Consider the following 18,825-nt stretch of genomic DNA (forward strand, 5'->3'; position numbering starts at 1 on the left):
GCCCCTTACTCTTGGCTCATGACCGCCCTGGAACCGCGTGACGCCGATGTCCCGCGCCTCATCGAAGACGTCGACGCCCCCGCCCCGGCGGGCCCCCTACTGCCCGAGGGGATGCTCGGGCGGACGTACCGGGCGCTCAGCATCGGCATCGTCTCCGTGGTGTTCCTGATCGCCTTCGAGGCCACCGCCGTGGGGACCGCGATGCCGGTCGCCGCGCGTGAGCTGCACGGCATCCCGATGTACGCGTACGCGTTCTCGGCGTACTTCACCACCAGCCTCTTCGCCATGGTGCTGTCCGGGCAGTGGGCCGACCGGCGCGGCCCGCTCGCCCCGCTGGCCACCGGGATCAGCGCCTTCGCGGCGGGGCTCCTGCTGTCCGGGACCGCGGGCTCGATGTGGATGTTCGTCGCGGGCCGCGCCGTCCAGGGGCTCGGCGGCGGGCTGGTGATCGTCGCGCTGTACGTGGTGATCAGCCGGGCCTATCCGGAGCGCCTGCGGCCGGCGATCCTGGCCGCGTTCGCCGCGAGCTGGGTGATCCCCTCGGTCGTCGGGCCGCTGGCCGCCGGCAGCGTCACCGAGCACCTGGGCTGGCGCTGGGTCTTCGTCGGCATCCCGGTCCTGATCGTCTTCCCCCTCGCGCTCGCGCTGCCCGAGATCCGGCGCATGGCGTCAGGACCGGCGGGCCCGGGAGCGCCGGTGGAGGCGTACGACCGCCGGCGCATCGCGCTGGCGCTGGGCATCTCGCTGGGCGCCGGGCTGCTCCAGTACGCCGGCCAGGAGCGGAACTGGCTCTCGCTGCTGCCGGCCGCCGCCGGGGCCGCGCTGCTCGTCCCCGCGATCCGGGGCCTGCTGCCCGGGGGCACGTGGCGCGCGGCGCGCGGGTTGCCCGCGGTGGTGCTGCTGCGCGGTGTCGCGGCCGGGTCCTTCATCGCCGCCGAATCGTTCGTCCCGCTGATGCTGGTCACCCAGCGCGGCATGTCCCCGACCCTGGCGGGCCTCTCCCTGGCGGCGGGCGGCGGCACCTGGGCGCTGGGCTCGTACGTGCAGTCCCGGCCCCGCCTGGAACCGCACCGCGAGCCCCTGATGGTCGGCGCCATGGTCCTGGTCGCCCTGTCCATCGCGGCGGCCCCGGCCGTGCTGATCACCTCCGTGCCGGTGTGGACCGTGGCGGTCGCCTGGGCCTTCGGCTGCCTCGGCATGGGCGTGGTGATCGCCTCCACCAGCGTGCTGCTGCTGAAGCTGTCCGCCCCCGAGGAGGCCGGTGCCAACTCGGCCGCCCTCCAGATCTCCGACGGCCTCTCCAACGTCCTCCTGCTGGCCGCGGGCGGCGCCGCGTTCGCCGCCCTGGGCGGCGGCACGATGGACACCACGAACGCCGCCTCCGCCTCCCACCCGTCCGCCTTCGCGGTCGTCTTCTTCCCGATGGCGGCGGTCGCCCTGGCGGGGGCGTGGGTGGCGGGGCGGGTACGGGAACGGTGAGTGGTACCAGTTTGACCCCATGGATGGTACCGTTCTGGTATGGCTATGAACCTGCGTCTCCGCGACGACCAGACGGAAGCCCTCAAGCAGCGTGCCGAGCAGGAGGGCACGAGCATGCACGCCATACTGCTCAAGGCCGTGGACGACTACCTGGCCCGAACCGCTCAGCAGGCCATCGTGCGTCAGACGGCCCAGGAGCAGGCCGCCAAGTGGAGTGAGCTCATGGAGCGGCTGAAGTGAGCTGTGTCTACCTGAGCTCCGAGGACGTTCTGGTCATCGCCGAGCACGCCTGCCCGGACATGCAGATGGTGCTTCGCGACGCAGGACTTCTGGAGTCGGCGGCCCACCGGCCGTCGGCGTCCATGTTCGGCCAGGAGGCGTACCCGGACGTCCTCGACAAGGCGGCCGCGCTCCTGCAATCCCTGGCGGTCAACCACCCGTTCTTCGACGGCAACAAACGTACCGCCTGGCTGTCCTGTGTCACCTTTCTCGCTATGAACGGGGTCGACCTCCGTCCCGACATCGACGCGGCGGAACGCCTGGTCATCGCGGTTGCGACGGGTGAGGCCGATGAGATCGCGGTCATCGCGAAGGGGCTGCGCGAATTGGTGGCCGGCCTCGTGTGAGAGCCGTCGCACTTACGTGTGAGGTGGTGCGGTACACCGCGGTGCGGGGCAGTCGCCCCGGTAGGGTGGCCCGGTTGTCGTATCGCGTGCGGTGCCGGTTCGGCCCGTGCGGACAGCGCCCACGTACCCGAGAGACCCGAACCGGAGACCGTGACTACTACCGCCTCCCACCACCTCTCACCCGCCTTCCCCGGCCGCGCCCCCTGGGGCACGGCCGGAAAGCTGCGAGCCTGGCAGCAGGGGGCCATGGAGAAGTACATCCAGGAGCAGCCGCGCGACTTCCTCGCCGTCGCCACCCCCGGCGCCGGGAAGACCACCTTCGCGCTGACCCTCGCGTCCTGGCTGCTGCACCACCACGTCGTGCAGCAGGTCACCGTCGTCGCGCCCACCGAGCACCTGAAGAAGCAGTGGGCCGAGGCGGCCGCCCGGATAGGGATCAAGCTGGACCCCGACTACAGCGCCGGTCCGCTGAGCAAGGAGTACCACGGGGTCGCCGTCACCTACGCGGGCGTCGGCGTCCGTCCGATGCTGCACCGCAACCGGTGCGAGCAGCGCAAGACCCTGGTCATCCTGGACGAGATCCACCACGCCGGTGACTCCAAGTCCTGGGGCGAGGCGTGCCAGGAGGCGTTCGACCCGGCGACCCGGCGCCTCGCGCTCACCGGAACCCCCTTCCGGTCGGACACCAACCCGATCCCCTTCGTCGTGTACGAGGAGGGCAACGACGGCATCCGGCGCTCCTCCGCCGACTACACCTACGGCTACGGGAACGCCTTGGCCGACGGCGTCGTGCGCCCGGTGATATTCCTCAGCTACAGCGGCAACATGCGCTGGCGCACCAAGGCGGGCGACGAGATCGCGGCCCGGCTCGGCGAGCCGATGACCAAGGACGCCATCGGGCAGGCGTGGCGCACCGCCCTGGCGCCCACCGGCGACTGGATCCCCAATGTGCTGAGCGCCGCCGACAAGCGCCTCACCGAGGTCCGCAAGGGCATCCCGGACGCGGGCGGGCTCGTCATCGCCACGGACCAGGAGTCGGCACGCGCGTACGCCAAGATCCTCAAGAAGGTCACCGGTGAGTCGCCCGCCGTCGTCCTCTCCGACGAGAAGGCCGCGTCGAAGAAGATCGACAAGTTCAGCGAGGACGACTCCCGCTGGATGGTCGCCGTCCGCATGGTGTCCGAGGGCGTCGACGTGCCGCGCCTGGCCGTCGGCGTGTACGCGACCACCATCTCGACCCCGCTCTTCTTCGCCCAGGCCGTCGGCCGCTTCGTGCGCTCCCGCAGGCGCGGCGAGACCGCGTCCGTCTTCGTCCCGACGATCCCGATGCTCCTTGAGTTCGCCAACGAGATGGAGGTCGAGCGGGACCACGTCCTCGACAAGCCCAAGAAGGGCAGCGACGAGGAGAACCCGTTCGCCGAGGAGGACAAGCTCCTCGCCGACGCGGAGAAGCTGGAGGACGAGGAGACCGAGGAGCAGCTGCCCTTCGAGGCCCTGGAGTCCGACGCGGTCTTCGACCGGGTGCTCTACGACGGCGCCGAGTTCGGCATGCAGGCCCACCCCGGCAGCGAGGAGGAGCAGGACTACCTCGGCATCCCCGGGCTCCTCGAACCCGACCAGGTCCAGCTGCTGCTCCAGAAGCGGCAGACCCGGCAGATCGCGCACAGCCGCCAGAGGCCGGCGTCCGAGGCCGATCTGCTGGAGAAGCCCGCCCAGGACCGCCCGGTCGTCACGCACAAGCAACTCCTCGGCCTGCGCAAGCAGTTGAACACGATGGTCTCCGCCTACACCCACCAGAGCGGCAAGCCGCACGGCGTCATCCACACCGAGCTGCGCCGGGTCTGCGGCGGACCGCCGAGCGCCGAGGCCACCGCCGGGCAGATCGAGCAGCGGATCAAGAAGGTCCAGGAGTGGGCCACCCGGATGCGCTGACCCGCGTACGGAATGACAGGCCCCGGGACCCGCACCAGGGTCCCGGGGCCTTGTCGATCAACGAATCGGCCGAAAAAATTTTCACGGTGAGTTAACCGTGGTTCACATCCGGTCTACGGAGCGTCGCGGGGGAGTCGACCGACCTGGACGCGCGTAGATGCGCGGTGAACGGTCCGCGCGCCGCTGACCGGCACTTATGCTCGTGCGGCGCAACCGGGTTTTTGAGGGAGACCGGATTCTGGACGAGGGCTTCCGCTGAGCGGACTCGCTCGCTACTGTCCAAAAAATGTGAACGCCCCGTGGCAACGCCGCCGCGGAGCGCAGCCGGTGCCTTGGCCAGGCCGGCGGCCTCTCCGTGCGTCGCCCCCGGGACCGGTGGCGCACATCCCACGGGACGGCCGCGGCCACTCACCACGGAGGAGAGGGCGTCGTGACCGCGGAGACCTCCCAGACGCTCGACAGAGGACTGCGTGTCCTCAAACTGCTCGCCGACACCGACCACGGCCTGACGGTCACCGAGTTGTCCAACAAACTCGGCGTCAACCGCACCGTGGTCTACCGTCTGCTCGCCACGCTGGAGCAACACGCGCTGATACGCCGTGACTTGGGCGGCCGCGCCCGCGTCGGCCTCGGCGTCCTGCGGTTGGGCCGCCAGGTCCACCCCCTCGTCCGGGAGGCGGCGCTTCCGGCGCTGCGCTCGCTGGCCGAGGACATCGGGGCCACCGCCCACCTCACCCTGGTCGACGGCTCCGACGCGCTGGCGGTCGCGGTGGTCGAACCGACCTGGACCGACTACCACGTGGCCTACCGGGCGGGCTTCCGCCACCCGCTGGACCGGGGCGCCGCGGGCCGGGCGATCCTCGCCGCCCGCCAGCGGCCGGTGGGCGAGACCGCCTTCACCCTCACCCACGGCGAACTCGAAGCGGGCGCGTCCGGGGCGGCGGCGGCGCTCATGGGTGTGACGGGAGTGGAGGGCAGCGTCGGCGTGGTCATGCTGGCGGACTCCGTCCCCGAGCGGGTGGGCCCACGGGTGGTGGACGCGGCCCGCGAGGTCGCCGACGCGTTGCGCTGACGCGGGTACGTCGCGCCGGGGCCCACCGCAGGGTCCCGGCCCCCGGCGACCCGGTTCCGTCCTCAAACGCCGGACGGGCTGGATCGCCCGGCCGACCCGGTCCGGAGTGCCGGACGTTAGATTGGCCCGGTGTCCACACAGCGCCTCGCCCTCGCCGCCCTCCCCGTCGTCGCCCTCCTCGGCGTAGCCGCCTTCGCGCCGCTGCCGTTCACGCTGGCGCAGCCCGGGACGACCGCGGACGTGCTCGGGGACGACCAAGGCACCCCCGTGATCAGCATCGAGGGCACACCCACCCGCCCCACCAAGGGCGAGCTGCGGATGACGACGATCGTGGCGACGGGCCCGAAGACGGACGTCGGCATCAAGGACGTCGTGGACGGCTGGTTCCGTACGGACCGGGCCGTGCTGCCCCGCGACTCCGTCTACCCGACGGGCGGCTCCGAGAAGGAGATCGAGAAGCACAACCTGGACGACATGGCGGAGTCCCAGGACGCCGCCGTGGACGCCGCCCTGAACTACCTGGACCGCAAGCCCGGCTCGGTCGACGTCACCCTGCACCTGGCGGACATCGGCGGCCCCAGCGCGGGGCTGTTCTTCGCGCTCGGCATCGTGGACAAGCTGGACGGCGACGGCTCGGGCGGCGACCTCACGGGCGGCCGCACCATCGCGGGCACGGGCACGATCGAGGCGGACGGCGCGGTCGGCGCGGTCGGCGGGGTCTCGCTCAAGACGCAGGCGGCCCGGCGGGACGGGGCGACCGTCTTCCTCGTACCGAAGGCGGAGTGCTCCGAGGCGAAGTCCGAGCTGCCGAAGGGCCTGCGGCTGATCCCGGTCGCCACGCTGAAGGAAGCGGTGAACTCGCTGCGGGCCCTGGACCGCGGGGGCAGGATCCCGAGCTGCTGAGCCGCGGGGCGTCAGACCGTACGAGGGGCGCGGGCCGGGCGGCCGGTGCCGGCGGGGAGCACGCGCATCCCCATCTCGACGATGGTCCAGCCCAGCCTGTTCCGCAGCTTCCTGCGCAGGGCGGTGCGGCGGGCGAGGCGGAGGTCGTGGAGGTGAAGGCGCATCTCGTGGGAGTGGACGCGGTACGGGGCGAGGTAGGTCTCGGGGTTCATGGCGGTCGGTCCCTTCAGTCGGTGCGGCGCGGGAAGACGTGCAGGTGGGTGCGGACGACGGCGGAACCCTCCGTGCCCTCGGGGACGCGGCCCCGGTAGCTGTCGATCAGCTCGCTGACCTTCGCGGCGAGTTCGAGGGACAGCTCGGGCGTGAGCCGGATCTTGAAGTCACGGAGGCTGGAGCCCTCGTACCACTCGCGGGACCACTCGTGCATCGTGCCGAGCCAGGTGCTCAGCTCCTGCGCGTGCAGGGTGGCGATCTCGTGCAGGACGACGCCCATGGCGCCCCGGACCTCGGGGTCGGCGTGATGCATGAGCTCGGAGTCGAAGGCGGCGCCGGCGTGCGCCGCCCGCCACCAGCGCTCGCGGCCCTTGCCGCGTGTCGGGTCGTCCTCGACGAAGCCGTACGAGGCCAGCTGGCGCAGGTGGTAACTGGTGGCTCCGCTGGACTCGCCGAGCCGCTCGGCGACGCCGGACGCCGTCGCGGGGCCGTGCTCCCGCAGGGCGTTGAGGAGGCGAAGCCGCAGCGGGTGGGCGAGGCCGCGCAGGGCGCGGGCGTCGATGTGGAGGAGATCGGGGTCCGCCGCCGTCGCGGTGTGGTCGTCGGCCGGTTCGGTAGGTGGCATGGCTCCACCGTAGAGTCGCAAAGATAGTTTTGCAACGGTCTTTTGCAAAGAATCTTTGCAACCCTCCCCTCCGGGCTCTCAGCCCTCCTTGATGAACCCCTCCTCGATCAGCCAGTCCTTCGCCACCTCGTGCGGGTCCTGCCCGTCCACGTCCACCCTGGCGTTCAGCACCTGGGCGACCTCCGTGTTCAGCCGCTTGCTGAGCGGATCGAGGAGGCCCGCGATCTCCGGGTACTTCTCCAGCGTCGGGGTGTGCACCACGGGCGCCGCGTTGTAGTTGGGGAAGAAGTGCTTGTCGTCCTCCAGCACATCCAGGTTCATCGCCTTGATCCGCCCGTCCGTGGTGAAGACCTCGCCGAGCAGGCAGGAGTCGGACTTGGAGACCTGGGTGTAGATGATCCCCGCGTCCATCTTGCGGATGTTGGAGGCCGGCAGGGACATCCCGTACGCCTTCTCCATGCCGGGCAGCCCGTCGTCGCGCGAGGCGAACTCGTTCTCGACGCAGACCGTCACCGCCGAGGGGTTCTTCTTCGCCAGGTCGGCGACGTCCGACAGCGTCTTGAGGTGGTACTTGGCGTTGTTCTTCTGGCTGATGGCGAGCGCGTACGTGTTGTTCAGGGTGGACGGCTTCAGCCAGGTCACCCCGTTCTTCAGGTCCGCGTCGCGCACCGCCTTCCACTGCTCCATCGGGTCCGTGATCGGCTTCGCGTGCCCGAGGTACGTGATCCAGCCGGTGCCCGTGTACTCGTACTCGGCGTCCGCGTCGCCCTGGATGACCGCCTCGCGGGCGCTGACCGAGCTCGGCAGGTTCGTCCGGTCCAGGACCTCCGCCCCGGCCGCCTTGAAGATCAGCCCGATCATCTGGCCCAGGATGATGTTCTCGCTGAAGTTCTTCGAGGTCACGGTCAGCGACGCGCCGTCCAGCGGCTGCCCCTGCCCGACCGACCCGGGCACCACGTCGTCCACCATCGGCGACCCGCTCTTCAGCCCGCACCCGGCCAGCACCAGGGACAGCGCCGCCCCTGCCGCGAGAGCCCCGCGCGTCCGCGTCCTCATCGCCCCACCTCCAGCCCGCGCGGGGTCAGCGCCACCTCGGCCAGCGAGGCCAGCCAGTCCACCAGGAGCGCCAGCACCACCGTCAGGACCGAGCCGAGGATCAGGACCGGCATGCGCTGGGTCTGGATGCCCGAGGTGATCAGGTCGCCGAGCCCGCCGCCGCCCCCGAAGGTCGCCAGGGTCGCCGTGCCCACGTTCAGGACGAGCGCGGTCCGGACTCCGGCCAGGATCAGCGGCACGGCGAGGGGGAGTTCGACCCGGGTCAGGGTGCCCATGGCCGACATCCCGATGCCGCGCGCGGCCTCCACCATGCTCGGCTCGATCGCCTTGAGACCGGCGACCGTGTTGGACAGCACCGGCAGCACCGCGTAGATCACCATGCCGGTGATCGCGGTCGACGGGCCGATGCCGAGCCAGATCACCAGCAGCGCCAGCAGACCGATCGCCGGCGTCGCCTGCCCGATGTTGGCGATCGCCGTCACCAGGGGGGCCGCCCGGCTCAGGCCGCGCCGGGTCAGCGCGATGCCCAGCGGAATGGCGATGATCAGCACCCAGAAGGTGGAGATTGCGGTCAGTTTCACGTGCTGCCACCAGCGCACCTCGACCGTGTCACCGGCGATCGAGTTCTCCGCGATCGAGTCCAGGTGCACGTTCTCGATCCAGATGTACGTGAGGACCAGCACGACCGCGAGGACCGCCGGGAGCACCACCAGTTTGCGCCAGGTGATCCGGCGCGCCGGCTTCTGCACCTGCGGGGCGGGCTGCTGCTCCTCCTCCGCCTCCTCGTCGCGGAAGGCGTGCCCCTTCACCTCGTGCTCGCCCGGCGGCCGGTCGCGGCCCGGTGCGCGGGAGGAGCCGGAGGGGGAGTCGGGGGTCATGCGCCCGCACCGCCCTCCAGCTCCTCGGAGGTCTGGTGGACGCGCAGTTCCTCCAGGTCGTGCTGGTGCTCGATGGCGGCGAGGCGGTCCGCCTCCAGGAGTTCGTGCACCGAGTTCATCAGGGTGTGCATGTCCACGACCCCGGTGAACTCGCCGCGCCGCCCGGTCACCGCGACCCGCCCGCCGCTGTCGGTGAGCACCGCCTCCAGCGCGTCGTGCAGGGTCGCGTCCCGGGTCACCGTGTCGTGGACCAGCTGCCCGGCGCGCGCCAGGGAGCCCCGGGCCCGCATCAGGTCGCCGCGCCGCAGCCACTTGTAGGGGCGGCCCCGGCGGTCCAGCATCAGCAGCTCGTTGTGCGAGCCGCTGCGCAGCTTGTTGAAGATCGACTGGAGCGGGTCGTCCACGGTCACGGTCGGGAAGTCGGCGATCTCCACCTCGCGCACCCGGGTCAGGTTGAGCCGCTTCAGGGCCGCGCCCGCGCCGACGAAGCCGGAGACGAAGTCGTCGGTCGGGTTGGTGAGGATGGCCTCCGGGGTGTCGAACTGCGCGATGTGCGAGCGCTCGCGCAGCACGGCGATCCGGTCGCCCAGCTTGATCGCCTCGTCGAAGTCGTGGGTGACGAAGACGATCGTCTTGTGCAGCTCGTGCTGGAGCCGGATCAGCTCGTCCTGGAGGTGGTCGCGGGTGATCGGGTCGACCGCGCCGAACGGCTCGTCCATCAGGAGCACCGGCGGGTCGGCGGCCAGCGCCCGGGCCACGCCCACGCGTTGCTGCTGGCCGCCGGAGAGGGCGCGCGGATAGCGGCCGTGGAACTCGCGCGGGTCGAGCCCGACCAGGTCGAGCATCTCCTCCACCCGGTCCTTCACCCGGGACTTGGACCAGCCGACCATCTTCGGGACCAGGGCGATGTTCTCGGCGACCGTCATGTGCGGGAAGAGCCCGGAGGACTGGATCGCGTACCCGATCTTCCGGCGCAGCTTCACCGGGTCGATGTCGGTGACGTCCTCGTCATCGATCCGGATCCGGCCCGAGGTGGGCTCGATCAGCCGGTTGATCATCTTCAGCGTGGTGGACTTCCCGCAGCCGGACGGGCCCACGAAGATCACGGTCTCGCCGGCCTTGATCTCCATGGAGACGTTCTCCACGGCGGGGTTCGGGTTGCCCGGGTAGCGCTTGGACAGGTTCTCCAGCCGGATGGCGGCGCCGGAGGTGGCCATCGGCTCCGGCACGGTCTCGGTCGCGGTCTCAGACACGGATCCCCCTCGGGATGGTGAGCCGGCCCAGCAGGACGTACGCGGCGTCGAAGAGCAGGGCGAGGATGACGATGCCGAGCGTGCCCGCGAGCACCTGGTTGATCGCGTTGGCGCTGCCCAGCGAGGCGATGCCCCGGAAGATCTCGTTGCCGAGGCCGGGCCCGGAGGCGTACGCGGCGATGGCGGCGATCCCCATCAGCATCTGCGTGGAGACCCGGATGCCGGTCAGGATCGGCGGCCAGGCCAGCGGCAGCTCCACCTTGAACAGCCGCGCGGTCCGCGACATCCCGATGCCCTTCGCCGCGTCCACCAGGGCCGGGTCGACGCCGCGCAGGCCCACGATCGCGTTGCGGACGACGGGGAGCAGCCCGTACAGCGTCAGTGTGATCACCGTCGGGGCGACGCCGAGGCCGACCAGCGGGATGAGCAGACCGATGGCGGCGAGCGACGGGATGGTGAGCACCGTCGCCGTCGAGGTGATCGCCACCGAGGAGCCCCAGCCGCTGCGGTAGCTGACGACCCCGATCAGGACGCCGAGCACGGTCGCGATGACCATGCACTGGAACACCGCGCTGACGTGCTGGAAGGCGTCGGTGAGCAACTGCTGATGACGGTTGGCCACGTACTCCCAGAAGCTCACCCGTCCTCCTCGGCTCAGTCGGTGTCCCGCGCCGCCTGTTCCACGAGCGGGATGACGCGCAGCGGGACGGGGTTCTCCATGACGATGGCCGTGGAGGCCCGGACAATGCCATCAAATCCGACAACCCGGTCGATCACCCGCTGGAGATCCGCGTTGGACCGGGCCACGAGCCGGCACAGCATGTCCCCGTGCCCGGTGGTGGTGTGCAGTTCGAGCACCTCCGGTACGCCGCTCAAGTGCGCCCGTACGTCGGCGCCTTGGCCCTGTTTGATCTCCAGCGTGGCGAACGCGGTGACCGGATAGCCGAGGGGTGCCGGATCGACGTCCGGGCCGAATCCGCGGATGACGCCATTCGATTGAAGGCGGTCCAGGCGCGCCTGGACCGTCCCGCGTGCCACGCCCAGCCTGCGCGACGCCTCCAGGACACCGATCCTGGGTTCACGCGCGAGCAGCACGATGAGCCGTCCGTCGAGTCGGTCGATCGCCATGCCGGCCTCCGGGGGCGGTGTGATGGGCACCATGTACAGATAGTCCGGCCATCATGGCCAACCGCTGTACAGCTTGACCAGTGATGACGGGAACTGTTGCGCACCTTGCCGAGTGGCGGGAACCTCTGGGCATGACAGAGACGATGCACAGCACCCCCGAGACGTCCCGGCAGGCCGACCCCTTCCCCGTCAAGGGAATGGACGCCGTCGTCTTCGCCGTGGGCAACGCCAAGCAGGCCGCGCACTACTACTCGACCGCCTTCGGCATGAAGTTGGTCGCCTACTCCGGCCCCGAGACCGGCAGCCGCGAGACCGCGAGCTACGTCCTGACCAGCGGCTCCGCCCGCTTCGTCCTCACCTCCGTCGTGAAGGCGTCCTCCGACTGGGGCCACTTCCTGGAGGACCACGTCACCGCGCACGGCGACGGCGTGATCGACCTCGCCATCGAGGTCCCGGACGCCCGTGCCGCGTACGCGTACGCCGTCGAGCACGGCGCCACCGGCATCGAGGAGCCGTACGAGACGAAGGACGAGCACGGCACCGTCGTGCGCGCCGCCATCGCCACGTACGGCAAGACCCGCCACACCCTGGTCGAGCGCACCGGCTACGACGGCCCGTACCTGCCCGGCTACGTCGCCGCCACCCCGATCGTCGAGCCGCCGGCCAAGCGCTTCTTCCAGGCCATCGACCACTGCGTGGGCAACGTCGAGCTCGGCAGGATGAACGAGTGGGTCGCGTTCTACAACAAGGTCATGGGCTTCACGAACATGAAGGAGTTCGTGGGCGACGACATCGCCACCGAGTACTCCGCGCTCATGTCCAAGGTCGTCGCGGACGGCACGCTCAAGGTCAAGTTCCCGATCAACGAGCCGGCCATCGCGAAGAAGAAGTCGCAGATCGACGAGTACCTGGAGTTCTACGGTGCCGCCGGTGTCCAGCACATGGCGCTCGCCACGAACGACATCGTCGCCTCGGTGAAGGCGATGCGCGCCGCCGGTGTGCAGTTCCTGGACACCCCGGACTCGTACTACGACACGCTCGGCGAGTGGGCCGGCGAGACCCGGGTGCCGGTCGAGACCCTGCGCGAGCTGAAGATCCTCGTGGACCGCGACGAGGACGGCTACCTGCTGCAGATCTTCACCAAGCCGGTCCAGGACCGCCCGACCGTCTTCTTCGAGATGATCGAGCGCCACGGCTCCATGGGCTTCGGCAAGGGCAACTTCAAGGCCCTGTTCGAGGCGATCGAGCGCGAGCAGGAGAAGCGCGGCAACCTGTGACCCGCAGGGCATGAGTGAGGGGCGGGCCGCTTTCCGGCCCGCCCCTTCGCCTTTACGCCGGCCTGTGCGTCAGTGAACGGCCGCCGCCGGTGCCGGTGACGGCTGTACGGGGGCCTGCGCGACGGCCGCCGCGGGCGCCGGGCCGCCGCCGGGCTGCTGCTGCGGTGCGGGGGCCTGGGGTGCCGGGGCCTGAGGTGCGGGGGCCTGCGGTGCGGGCGCCAGGGGCTCCGGCGCCGGCGGCGGCCGCATGTCCGCCGGGCCGCCCGCCGGGGGCTCGCCCAGGGTGTCCAGCGCCTCCTGGGCGAGCGGCGCGTCCAGCGGCGAGAACTTCGGGTTCGTCCGCAGCGCCCCCTCCAACTGGCGGCGCGCCGAGCCGTAGTCGCCCAGCGCACGCTGCACCATGCCCAGGTGGTAGGCGTACGAGGAGTTCTGCCCGCCCGCGTCCACCGCCCGCTTCGCGTACTCCAGCGCCCCGTCCGAGTCCCCCGACCGGTGCAGCGCCCAGCCCAGCGCGTCCGCGACCGCCGCGCTGCGGTGGCCCCGCTGCCACTCGGCCCGCAGCAGCTCCACCGCCGCGTCCGCGTCGCCGTGCGCGGCCTCGAAGCGGCCAAGGAGCAGCGACTCGTCCACGCCACGCGCCTTGCCCCGGTCCAGGGCCGCCCGCAGCTTCTCGTACTGGCCCACCGAATCGCCGTCGAGCCCCTGCGACTCGTACAGCTCGCCCAGCTCAAGGAGATAGCCCGGGCGCGGCGACTTCGCCAGGGCGGCCTGGTAGTCCCGCACGGCCTCGTCGGTGCGCCCGAGGGCCGCCAGCGCGCGGGCCCGCCCGGCCAGCGACGGCTGGTGGCCCTTCTCGACGCGCAGCGCCGCCCCGTACTGCGCCACGGCCTCCTTCGGCTCGCCCCGCTCCCAGGCCAGGTCGCCCAGCCTGGACAGGCAGGCGGCCTTCTCGGCGGGGGTCTTCGCCCGGTTCGCCGCGTCCTGAGCGGTGGCCAGTGCGTCCTCGCGCCAGCCCCGGTCGCGGTACATCTCGGCGGCCCGGCCCAGCGCCGGGACCCCGGCCCTCAGCTCGGTGAACCGCTCGACCGCCGTGATCGCGGACTTCTGGTCGCCGAGGCCGTTGTAGGCGTCGATCAGCTGCGGGTAGACCGTCCACTCCTTCGGCCGCCGGGCCCGGACCGTCTCACCCCACTTCTTGGCGGTCACGAAGTCGCGGCGGGCGTTGGCCAGGGAGGCGAGGCCCACCCAGGCGGCCGTGTTGCCGCTCTCGCCGGGGCGCACGTCCAGCGACCGCTTCAGCGCCTGCTCCGCCCGGGTGTAGTACGCCGGGTCGGCGGCGCGCCGCCCCACCTCCACGTACGCCGACCCCAGCACCGCCCAGGAGTCCGCGTCCGAGGGGTGCGTGCCGACCCACTTCTGCCGGTCCCCGATGAGCGCCGTCAGGTCGGCGAGCGTGGCGGGGGAGCCGGCGGCCGTCGCGGACATCGCGCGCGAGACCGGACCGGCCACGGGCGGTGCCGCGTCCTTGTCGTCGTCGGGCACCGCGACCACCGCGCCCGTCGCCAGGACCGCGCCCGCCACCATGCCGAAGGCGGCCCGGCGCAGCGTCGTACGCATCGTGGGGGGAGGCGGTTCGGCCAGGGACGCGGAGTCCGGCGGGGACGCGTCCGGGGCGGGCCAGTCGGTGTCGAAGGAGTACTCGGGCCCGGAGGCCCCCGGGGGCTGCTGAGGCGTGAGATCCATGCCGCTCACTGTGCGTCAGTATGAAGATCACACCGAGCCTTGGGATCGTCACCGCCGACGGGTTCACACCAATGGGCCCGGGTGTCACGCTTGGATCATGGACGATCTCCTCGAACAGCTGCGGGCGGGTCTTCCCGCCGAGGCCGTGCTCACCGACCCGGACGTCACCGCCTCCTACGCCCACGACATGGCGAGCTTCTGCGAGGCCGGCGCCCCCGCCGCCGTCGTGCTCCCGCGCACCGTGGAACAGGTCCAGCACGTCATGCGCACCGCCACCGCGCTGCGCGTCCCGGTCGTCCCGCAGGGTGCCCGCACGGGCCTGTCGGGCGCCGCCAACGCCACGGACGGCTGCATCGTGCTCTCCCTGGTGAGGATGGACCGCATCCTGGAGATCAGCCCTGTCGACCGGGTCGCCGTCGTGGAGCCCGGTGTCGTCAACGCCGTGCTGTCCCGCGCGGTGGACGCGCTCGGTCTGTACTACCCGCCGGACCCCTCCAGCTGGGAGACGTGCACCATCGGCGGCAACATCGGCACCGCGTCCGGCGGCCTGTGCTGCGTGAAGTACGGGGTCACCGCCGAATACGTCCTCGGTCTCGACGTCGTCCTCGCGGACGGGCGCCTGCTCACCACCGGCCGCCGCACCGCCAAGGGCGTCGCCGGATACGACCTCACCCGCCTCTTCACCGGCTCCGAGGGCAGCCTCGGGATCGTCGTGAAGGCCGTCCTCGCGCTGAAGCCCCGCCCGCCCAGGCAGCTCGCCCTGGCCGCCGAGTTCGCCGACGCGGCGGGCGCCTGCGACGCGGTCTGCCGGATCATGGAGAGCGGCCACACCCCGTCACTCCTCGAACTGATGGACCGTACGACCGTCCAGGCGGTCAACCGCATGGCGAACATGGGCCTGCCCGAGACCACCGAGGCCCTGCTGCTCGCCGCCTTCGACACCCCGGACCCGGCCGCCGACCTCGCCGCCGTCGCCGCCCTGTGCACCGCCGCCGGCGCCACGGAGGTCGTCCCGGCGGAGGACGCGGCCGAGTCCGAGATGCTGCTCCAGGCCCGGCGGATGTCGCTGACCGCGCTGGAGACCGTCAAGCCGGCGACGATGATCGATGACGTGTGCGTACCGCGTTCGAAGCTCGGCGCGATGCTGGCGGGCACGGCGGAGATCGCCGAGAAGTACGGCCTCACCATCGGCCTCTGCGCCCACGCGGGCGACGGCAACACCCACCCCGTCGTCTGCTTCGACCCCGCCGACGCCGACGAGTCCCGGCGGGCCCGGGAGTCCTTCGACGCGATCATGGAGCTCGGGCTCGCACTCGGCGGCACGATCACCGGCGAGCACGGGGTGGGTGTCCTGAAGAAGGAGTGGCTGGCCCGCGAACTGGGCGAGACCGGCGTGGAGCTGCACCGGGGCATCAAGCAGGCGTTCGACCCGCTCGGGCTGCTCAACCCGGGCAAGGTGTTCTGACCGGCCCCGGTCCCGGCCCGCGCTCCTCAATTCTCCCCGTCCTGCGACTCGTCCGACGGCCACGGGTCGCTCATCCACAGGTCGTCGGCCGGCAGCGGCGCGAGGAGCTCGGCCAGCCCCTCGTCAATGCCGAGCCGTTCGGTCTCCGTGCCCGGAGGCACCACGCGCAGCGTCCGCTCCACCCAGACCGCGACGGCCGCGGACGGCACTTCGAGCAGCGCGTTGCCGTCCGGGGACGTCAGCGCCACGCAGATGACGTGGTTCCCGTCCACCTTGGTGGGCCAGATCCGCACGTCCCCCTGCCCGCACGGCCGGAACACCCCCTCCACCAGCAGGTCCCGGGCGAACGTCCAGTACACCGGAGCGTCCGAGGTGATGTGGAAGGTGATGTGCACCGCGTACGGGTCCTCCGTGCGGTACGTCAGCCTGGCGGGTACGGGGATGCTGCGCTCGGGCGACAGGACCAGCTTGAGCTCCAGCTCGCGCTCCACGACGGTGTGCATGACGGCGTCCTTCCGTTGTCCGGGACCGGTCCCACCGACCGGCCCGCACAGGTGAGAGCGCCCTGCGCACCATCCATTACGCGACTTCGCGAAAAAAGTTCTCGTGACCGGAAAGTGGGCCAAACATCCGGACTGGCACGGGAGTACGTGCCCGTCTGGTAGATGTGGACCCCTGTATTGAGGCCGCGAAGAGATACGGGACCACGGTGATGAGCGCCCCAACCCCGGCACCCGGTGACGAGAGCCCCCGCGAGGGGTACTACCCCGACCCGTCCATCCCCGGTTACGTCCGCTACTGGAACGGCGGGGCCTGGGTGCCCGGCACCAGCCGCCCCGCCCCGCAGCGGGAGGAGCCGGCGGTGGTCGAGGAGACCGGCCCGGTCTTCCTGGACGAGGAGGGTTACGAGGACGGCCGCCCCGAACCGGCCATCGCCTGGCAGGCCGACGCCTCCCACCAGTCCGGCTTCGCCGGGGACCGTGTCTCCTGGGGCGGCCCGGAAGCCCCGGAGCGCCCGGCCCCCGAGGACGCGACGCCCCCCGCCCCGAGGGTTTCCGGACTCGTCCAGTCACCTCAAGCCCGTCCGGCGATTGAGGACGGAACCGTTGAGCCGGACCCGGCTGAAGGCACGTTGACCCTCCGGACGCGCCCCGCGAATCCCGTGCCGCAGGCGCGTCCCGCGCCCGTCACACCGTGGAAGCCCCCCGCCCCCGACCCCTTCCAGGGGCTCGTCGCGGCGCGGACCGAGGGCCGCCCGGCCCCGCTCGGCAAGCGGTTCGTCGCGCGGCTCATCGACACCGTGGTGCTGGGCGCCCTCACCGCCGCGGCCGCCGTGCCGCTGGCCGGCCGGGCCGTGGACCACATCGACGGGAAGATCGACGCGGCCCGGCAGACCGGCGAGACGGTCACCGTCTGGCTGCTGGACTCCACCACGGCCGCGCTGGGCGGCGCGCTGCTGGGCGTGTTCCTCGTCCTGGGCGTCCTGCTCGACGCGCTGCCGACCGCGAAGTGGGGCCGTACGCTCGGCAAGAAGCTGTGCGGCATCGACGTACGGGACATCGAGTCCCACGAGACCCCCGGCTTCGGGGCCGCGCTGCGCCGGTGGCTGGTGTACGGCGTGCTGGGCGTCCTGGTCGTCGGGGTCGCCGACGTGCTGTGGTGCCTGGTGGACCGGCCGTGGCGCCAGTGCTGGCACGACAAGGCGGCCCGGACCTTCGTCGCGGGCTGACACCATCCGCCGAACGGCGTCCCCCGAACGCACCTGAGCCGTTGCGGGGCCCCGGGCCCCGCGATGCACTGCCCCCATGAGCAACGATCAGCCGCCGCCCGGTCAGCCGCCCGAGGACGACCCGTTCAGGAAGCAGCCGCCCGGGGACCAGCCGCCGCCGTCGTCCGGCTCGCCCTACGGCAGCGCGCCGCCGCCACCGCCGTACGACCCGGGACCCTACGGGGGAGGCGGTCCGTACGGCGGTGCGGACCCGCTGGCGGGGATGCCGCCGCTCGCCGAGCCCGGCAAGCGCATCCTGGCCCGGCTGATCGACTTCCTGATCATCTCGATCCCGCTGTATCTGATCTCGCTGCCCTGGGGCGGCGCGGTCGAGATGTCGGACAGCAACGGCAACGACGACGTCAGCGACGTCTTCGCCCAGACCTACAGCGGGCATCAACTGCTCTGGTCGCTGATCGGACTCGTCTGCTACGTCGCGTACGACACGTACTTCACGCACAAGGACGGCCGCACGCTCGGCAAGCGGCTGCTGAAGCTGCGGGTCGCGATGCTCAACGACGGCAGGGTGCCGGACACCGGCGCGGCGTTCCTGCGGGCCGTGGTGCTGTGGCTGCCGGCGCTGTTGTGCTGCCCGTGCCTGTGGTGGCTGATCAACATCGTGCTGATGTTCACGGACAAGCCCTACCGGCAGGGGCTCCAGGACAAGGCGGCCAAGACGGTGGTGGTCACCGTCAACTGAGGTTCGACCCGGACTCCGCCAGGACTCAGCGCGGACTCTGCGCGGAGACGGGCGAGCGGTCCTCGTCGCGGGCGGCGGGTGCGGTGCCACGGTGTGCGGACGCCGGGGCATTCGTCCCCGCCGCCTTCGCCGTGTACCTGCGGGGCTTCGCGGGTACGGTGACGGACACCGTGAGTCCGAGGGCGAGCGCGACCGTGCCGACGGCGGCGATACCGATGCCCGAACTGGTGCGGAACAGCAGCAACATGGCCAGGGTCGAGAAGACGACGGTGACCGAACCGTAGGAGAGCTGTGCGGCAGTAGGACGCGGCATGGCGTTTTCCGTCCTCGGGACGTCGGATGGGCGGTCTCTCAACACGGTCGCGCTGTCAAGCGACTCTATGACGGTGGATGCCCTGGAGGAACGGGTGGTAAGCGTAACCTAACCCACAGTACCGATGCATGGGGGGGCGCACGGAGTCATCCCCCGCGCCCCTGCGGCGGGTTGACGCGCCGGTGAGGCGGAAACGTCACGTCCGCATAGCGGAACGGTGCTCCTGCATAGTGCACTTGCTCCGTTCAAGTCAAGGTCTGTCTTTTCTTCCGTAACTCCGGTCGAATGTCGTCACTTGTGACGCGTTTCCGCGCGCGGCCTCTCCACACTCCCGGGCCGTCGCCGCGGGCGCCGGGGAGGACTGCATCACGTGATCATTAAGAGACGGGCGCTT

20 protein-coding genes are annotated in these 18,825 nt (G+C 71.3%); 10 read left to right on the top strand and 10 right to left on the bottom strand.

Annotated features, from left to right (window positions below; all coding sequences use genetic code 11):
* Positions 1-18: 18 nt before the first annotated feature.
* The 6 genes from OG867_RS20530 to OG867_RS20555 all read left to right on the top strand — a co-directional run bounded on the left by OG867_RS20530 (position 19) and on the right by OG867_RS20555 (position 6,012).
* Positions 19-1,479, top strand: coding sequence for an MFS transporter (locus OG867_RS20530; RefSeq protein ID WP_406287323.1), 1,461 nt, complete (start codon positions 19-21; stop codon positions 1,477-1,479).
* Positions 1,480-1,518: 39 nt separating this feature from the next.
* Entirely contained in the window at positions 1,519-1,719 is a 201-nt protein-coding gene (locus tag OG867_RS20535; RefSeq protein ID WP_328900403.1) for a CopG family transcriptional regulator, read from the top strand.
* Complete coding sequence (locus OG867_RS20540) at positions 1,716-2,105, top strand: type II toxin-antitoxin system death-on-curing family toxin (protein WP_328900402.1); 390 nt, start codon at positions 1,716-1,718, stop codon at positions 2,103-2,105. The genes OG867_RS20535 and OG867_RS20540 overlap by 4 nt, the downstream gene beginning before the upstream one ends.
* Before the next feature lie 150 nt (positions 2,106-2,255).
* Complete coding sequence (locus tag OG867_RS20545; RefSeq protein WP_328900401.1) at positions 2,256-4,037, top strand: DEAD/DEAH box helicase; 1,782 nt, start codon at positions 2,256-2,258, stop codon at positions 4,035-4,037.
* Positions 4,038-4,467: 430 nt separating this feature from the next.
* Positions 4,468-5,109 carry a helix-turn-helix domain-containing protein gene (locus OG867_RS20550; protein ID WP_328900400.1) on the top strand — a complete coding sequence of 214 codons (642 nt, stop codon included), beginning with the start codon at positions 4,468-4,470 and terminating at the stop codon, positions 5,107-5,109.
* Positions 5,110-5,238: 129 nt separating this feature from the next.
* Positions 5,239-6,012 (top strand): S16 family serine protease, encoded by a 774-nt coding sequence (locus tag OG867_RS20555; RefSeq protein ID WP_406287329.1) that lies wholly within the window; start codon positions 5,239-5,241, stop codon positions 6,010-6,012.
* 11 nt (positions 6,013-6,023) lie between these two features.
* Here the strand turns inward: OG867_RS20555 and OG867_RS20560 are convergent, their stop codons facing one another.
* The 7 genes from OG867_RS20560 to OG867_RS20590 all read right to left on the bottom strand — a co-directional run bounded on the left by OG867_RS20560 (position 6,024) and on the right by OG867_RS20590 (position 11,165).
* A complete protein-coding gene (locus tag OG867_RS20560; protein WP_328900398.1) occupies positions 6,024-6,224 on the bottom strand; it encodes a hypothetical protein in 201 nt (66 codons plus the stop codon).
* Positions 6,225-6,238: 14 nt separating this feature from the next.
* Positions 6,239-6,850, bottom strand: coding sequence for a winged helix-turn-helix domain-containing protein (locus OG867_RS20565; protein WP_328900397.1), 612 nt, complete (start codon positions 6,848-6,850; stop codon positions 6,239-6,241).
* A gap of 78 nt (positions 6,851-6,928) precedes the next feature.
* On the bottom strand, positions 6,929-7,906 hold the full coding sequence (locus tag OG867_RS20570) for a glycine betaine ABC transporter substrate-binding protein (protein ID WP_328900396.1): 978 nt from the start codon (positions 7,904-7,906) through the stop codon (positions 6,929-6,931).
* A complete protein-coding gene (locus tag OG867_RS20575; protein WP_328900395.1) occupies positions 7,903-8,784 on the bottom strand; it encodes an ABC transporter permease in 882 nt (293 codons plus the stop codon). Before OG867_RS20575 ends, OG867_RS20570 begins: the two co-directional genes overlap by 4 nt.
* The gene (locus OG867_RS20580) at positions 8,781-10,001 is read right to left on the bottom strand and encodes a betaine/proline/choline family ABC transporter ATP-binding protein (protein WP_406291080.1); all 1,221 of its coding nucleotides are present in this window, start codon (positions 9,999-10,001) and stop codon (positions 8,781-8,783) included. The genes OG867_RS20575 and OG867_RS20580 overlap by 4 nt, the downstream gene beginning before the upstream one ends.
* Before the next feature lie 28 nt (positions 10,002-10,029).
* Entirely contained in the window at positions 10,030-10,677 is a 648-nt protein-coding gene (locus tag OG867_RS20585; protein WP_018100766.1) for an ABC transporter permease, read from the bottom strand.
* A gap of 14 nt (positions 10,678-10,691) precedes the next feature.
* The gene (locus tag OG867_RS20590; protein ID WP_328904337.1) at positions 10,692-11,165 is read right to left on the bottom strand and encodes an Lrp/AsnC family transcriptional regulator; all 474 of its coding nucleotides are present in this window, start codon (positions 11,163-11,165) and stop codon (positions 10,692-10,694) included.
* A 131-nt stretch (positions 11,166-11,296) separates the two neighbouring features.
* On the opposite strand from OG867_RS20590, the gene hppD reads away from it, so the two are divergent.
* A complete protein-coding gene (gene hppD, locus OG867_RS20595; protein ID WP_328900392.1) occupies positions 11,297-12,442 on the top strand; it encodes a 4-hydroxyphenylpyruvate dioxygenase in 1,146 nt (381 codons plus the stop codon).
* Between the two features lie 69 nt (positions 12,443-12,511).
* On the opposite strand, the gene OG867_RS20600 is transcribed toward hppD, so the two are convergent.
* On the bottom strand, positions 12,512-14,185 hold the full coding sequence (locus OG867_RS20600; protein ID WP_406287335.1) for a tetratricopeptide repeat protein: 1,674 nt from the start codon (positions 14,183-14,185) through the stop codon (positions 12,512-12,514).
* 97 nt (positions 14,186-14,282) lie between these two features.
* Between OG867_RS20600 and OG867_RS20605 the strand changes: the two genes are divergently transcribed.
* The gene (locus OG867_RS20605) at positions 14,283-15,650 is read left to right on the top strand and encodes an FAD-linked oxidase C-terminal domain-containing protein (RefSeq protein ID WP_328900390.1); all 1,368 of its coding nucleotides are present in this window, start codon (positions 14,283-14,285) and stop codon (positions 15,648-15,650) included.
* A 26-nt stretch (positions 15,651-15,676) separates the two neighbouring features.
* Here the strand turns inward: OG867_RS20605 and OG867_RS20610 are convergent, their stop codons facing one another.
* A complete protein-coding gene (locus OG867_RS20610) occupies positions 15,677-16,153 on the bottom strand; it encodes an SsgA family sporulation/cell division regulator (protein WP_328900389.1) in 477 nt (158 codons plus the stop codon).
* Between the two features lie 209 nt (positions 16,154-16,362).
* Between OG867_RS20610 and OG867_RS20615 the strand changes: the two genes are divergently transcribed.
* Together OG867_RS20615 and OG867_RS20620 are read left to right on the top strand one after the other, a co-directional pair.
* Entirely contained in the window at positions 16,363-17,379 is a 1,017-nt protein-coding gene (locus OG867_RS20615; protein ID WP_406287338.1) for an RDD family protein, read from the top strand.
* Between the two features lie 76 nt (positions 17,380-17,455).
* A complete protein-coding gene (locus OG867_RS20620) occupies positions 17,456-18,118 on the top strand; it encodes an RDD family protein (protein WP_406287340.1) in 663 nt (220 codons plus the stop codon).
* 25 nt (positions 18,119-18,143) lie between these two features.
* Here OG867_RS20620 and OG867_RS20625 read toward each other — a convergent pair whose 3' ends face one another.
* Complete coding sequence (locus OG867_RS20625; protein WP_406287342.1) at positions 18,144-18,431, bottom strand: hypothetical protein; 288 nt, start codon at positions 18,429-18,431, stop codon at positions 18,144-18,146.
* Positions 18,432-18,825: the final 394 nt, after the last annotated feature.

It is taken from the genome of Streptomyces sp. NBC_00209, assembly GCF_045206345.1.
GTDB lineage: Bacteria > Actinomycetota > Actinomycetes > Streptomycetales > Streptomycetaceae > Streptomyces.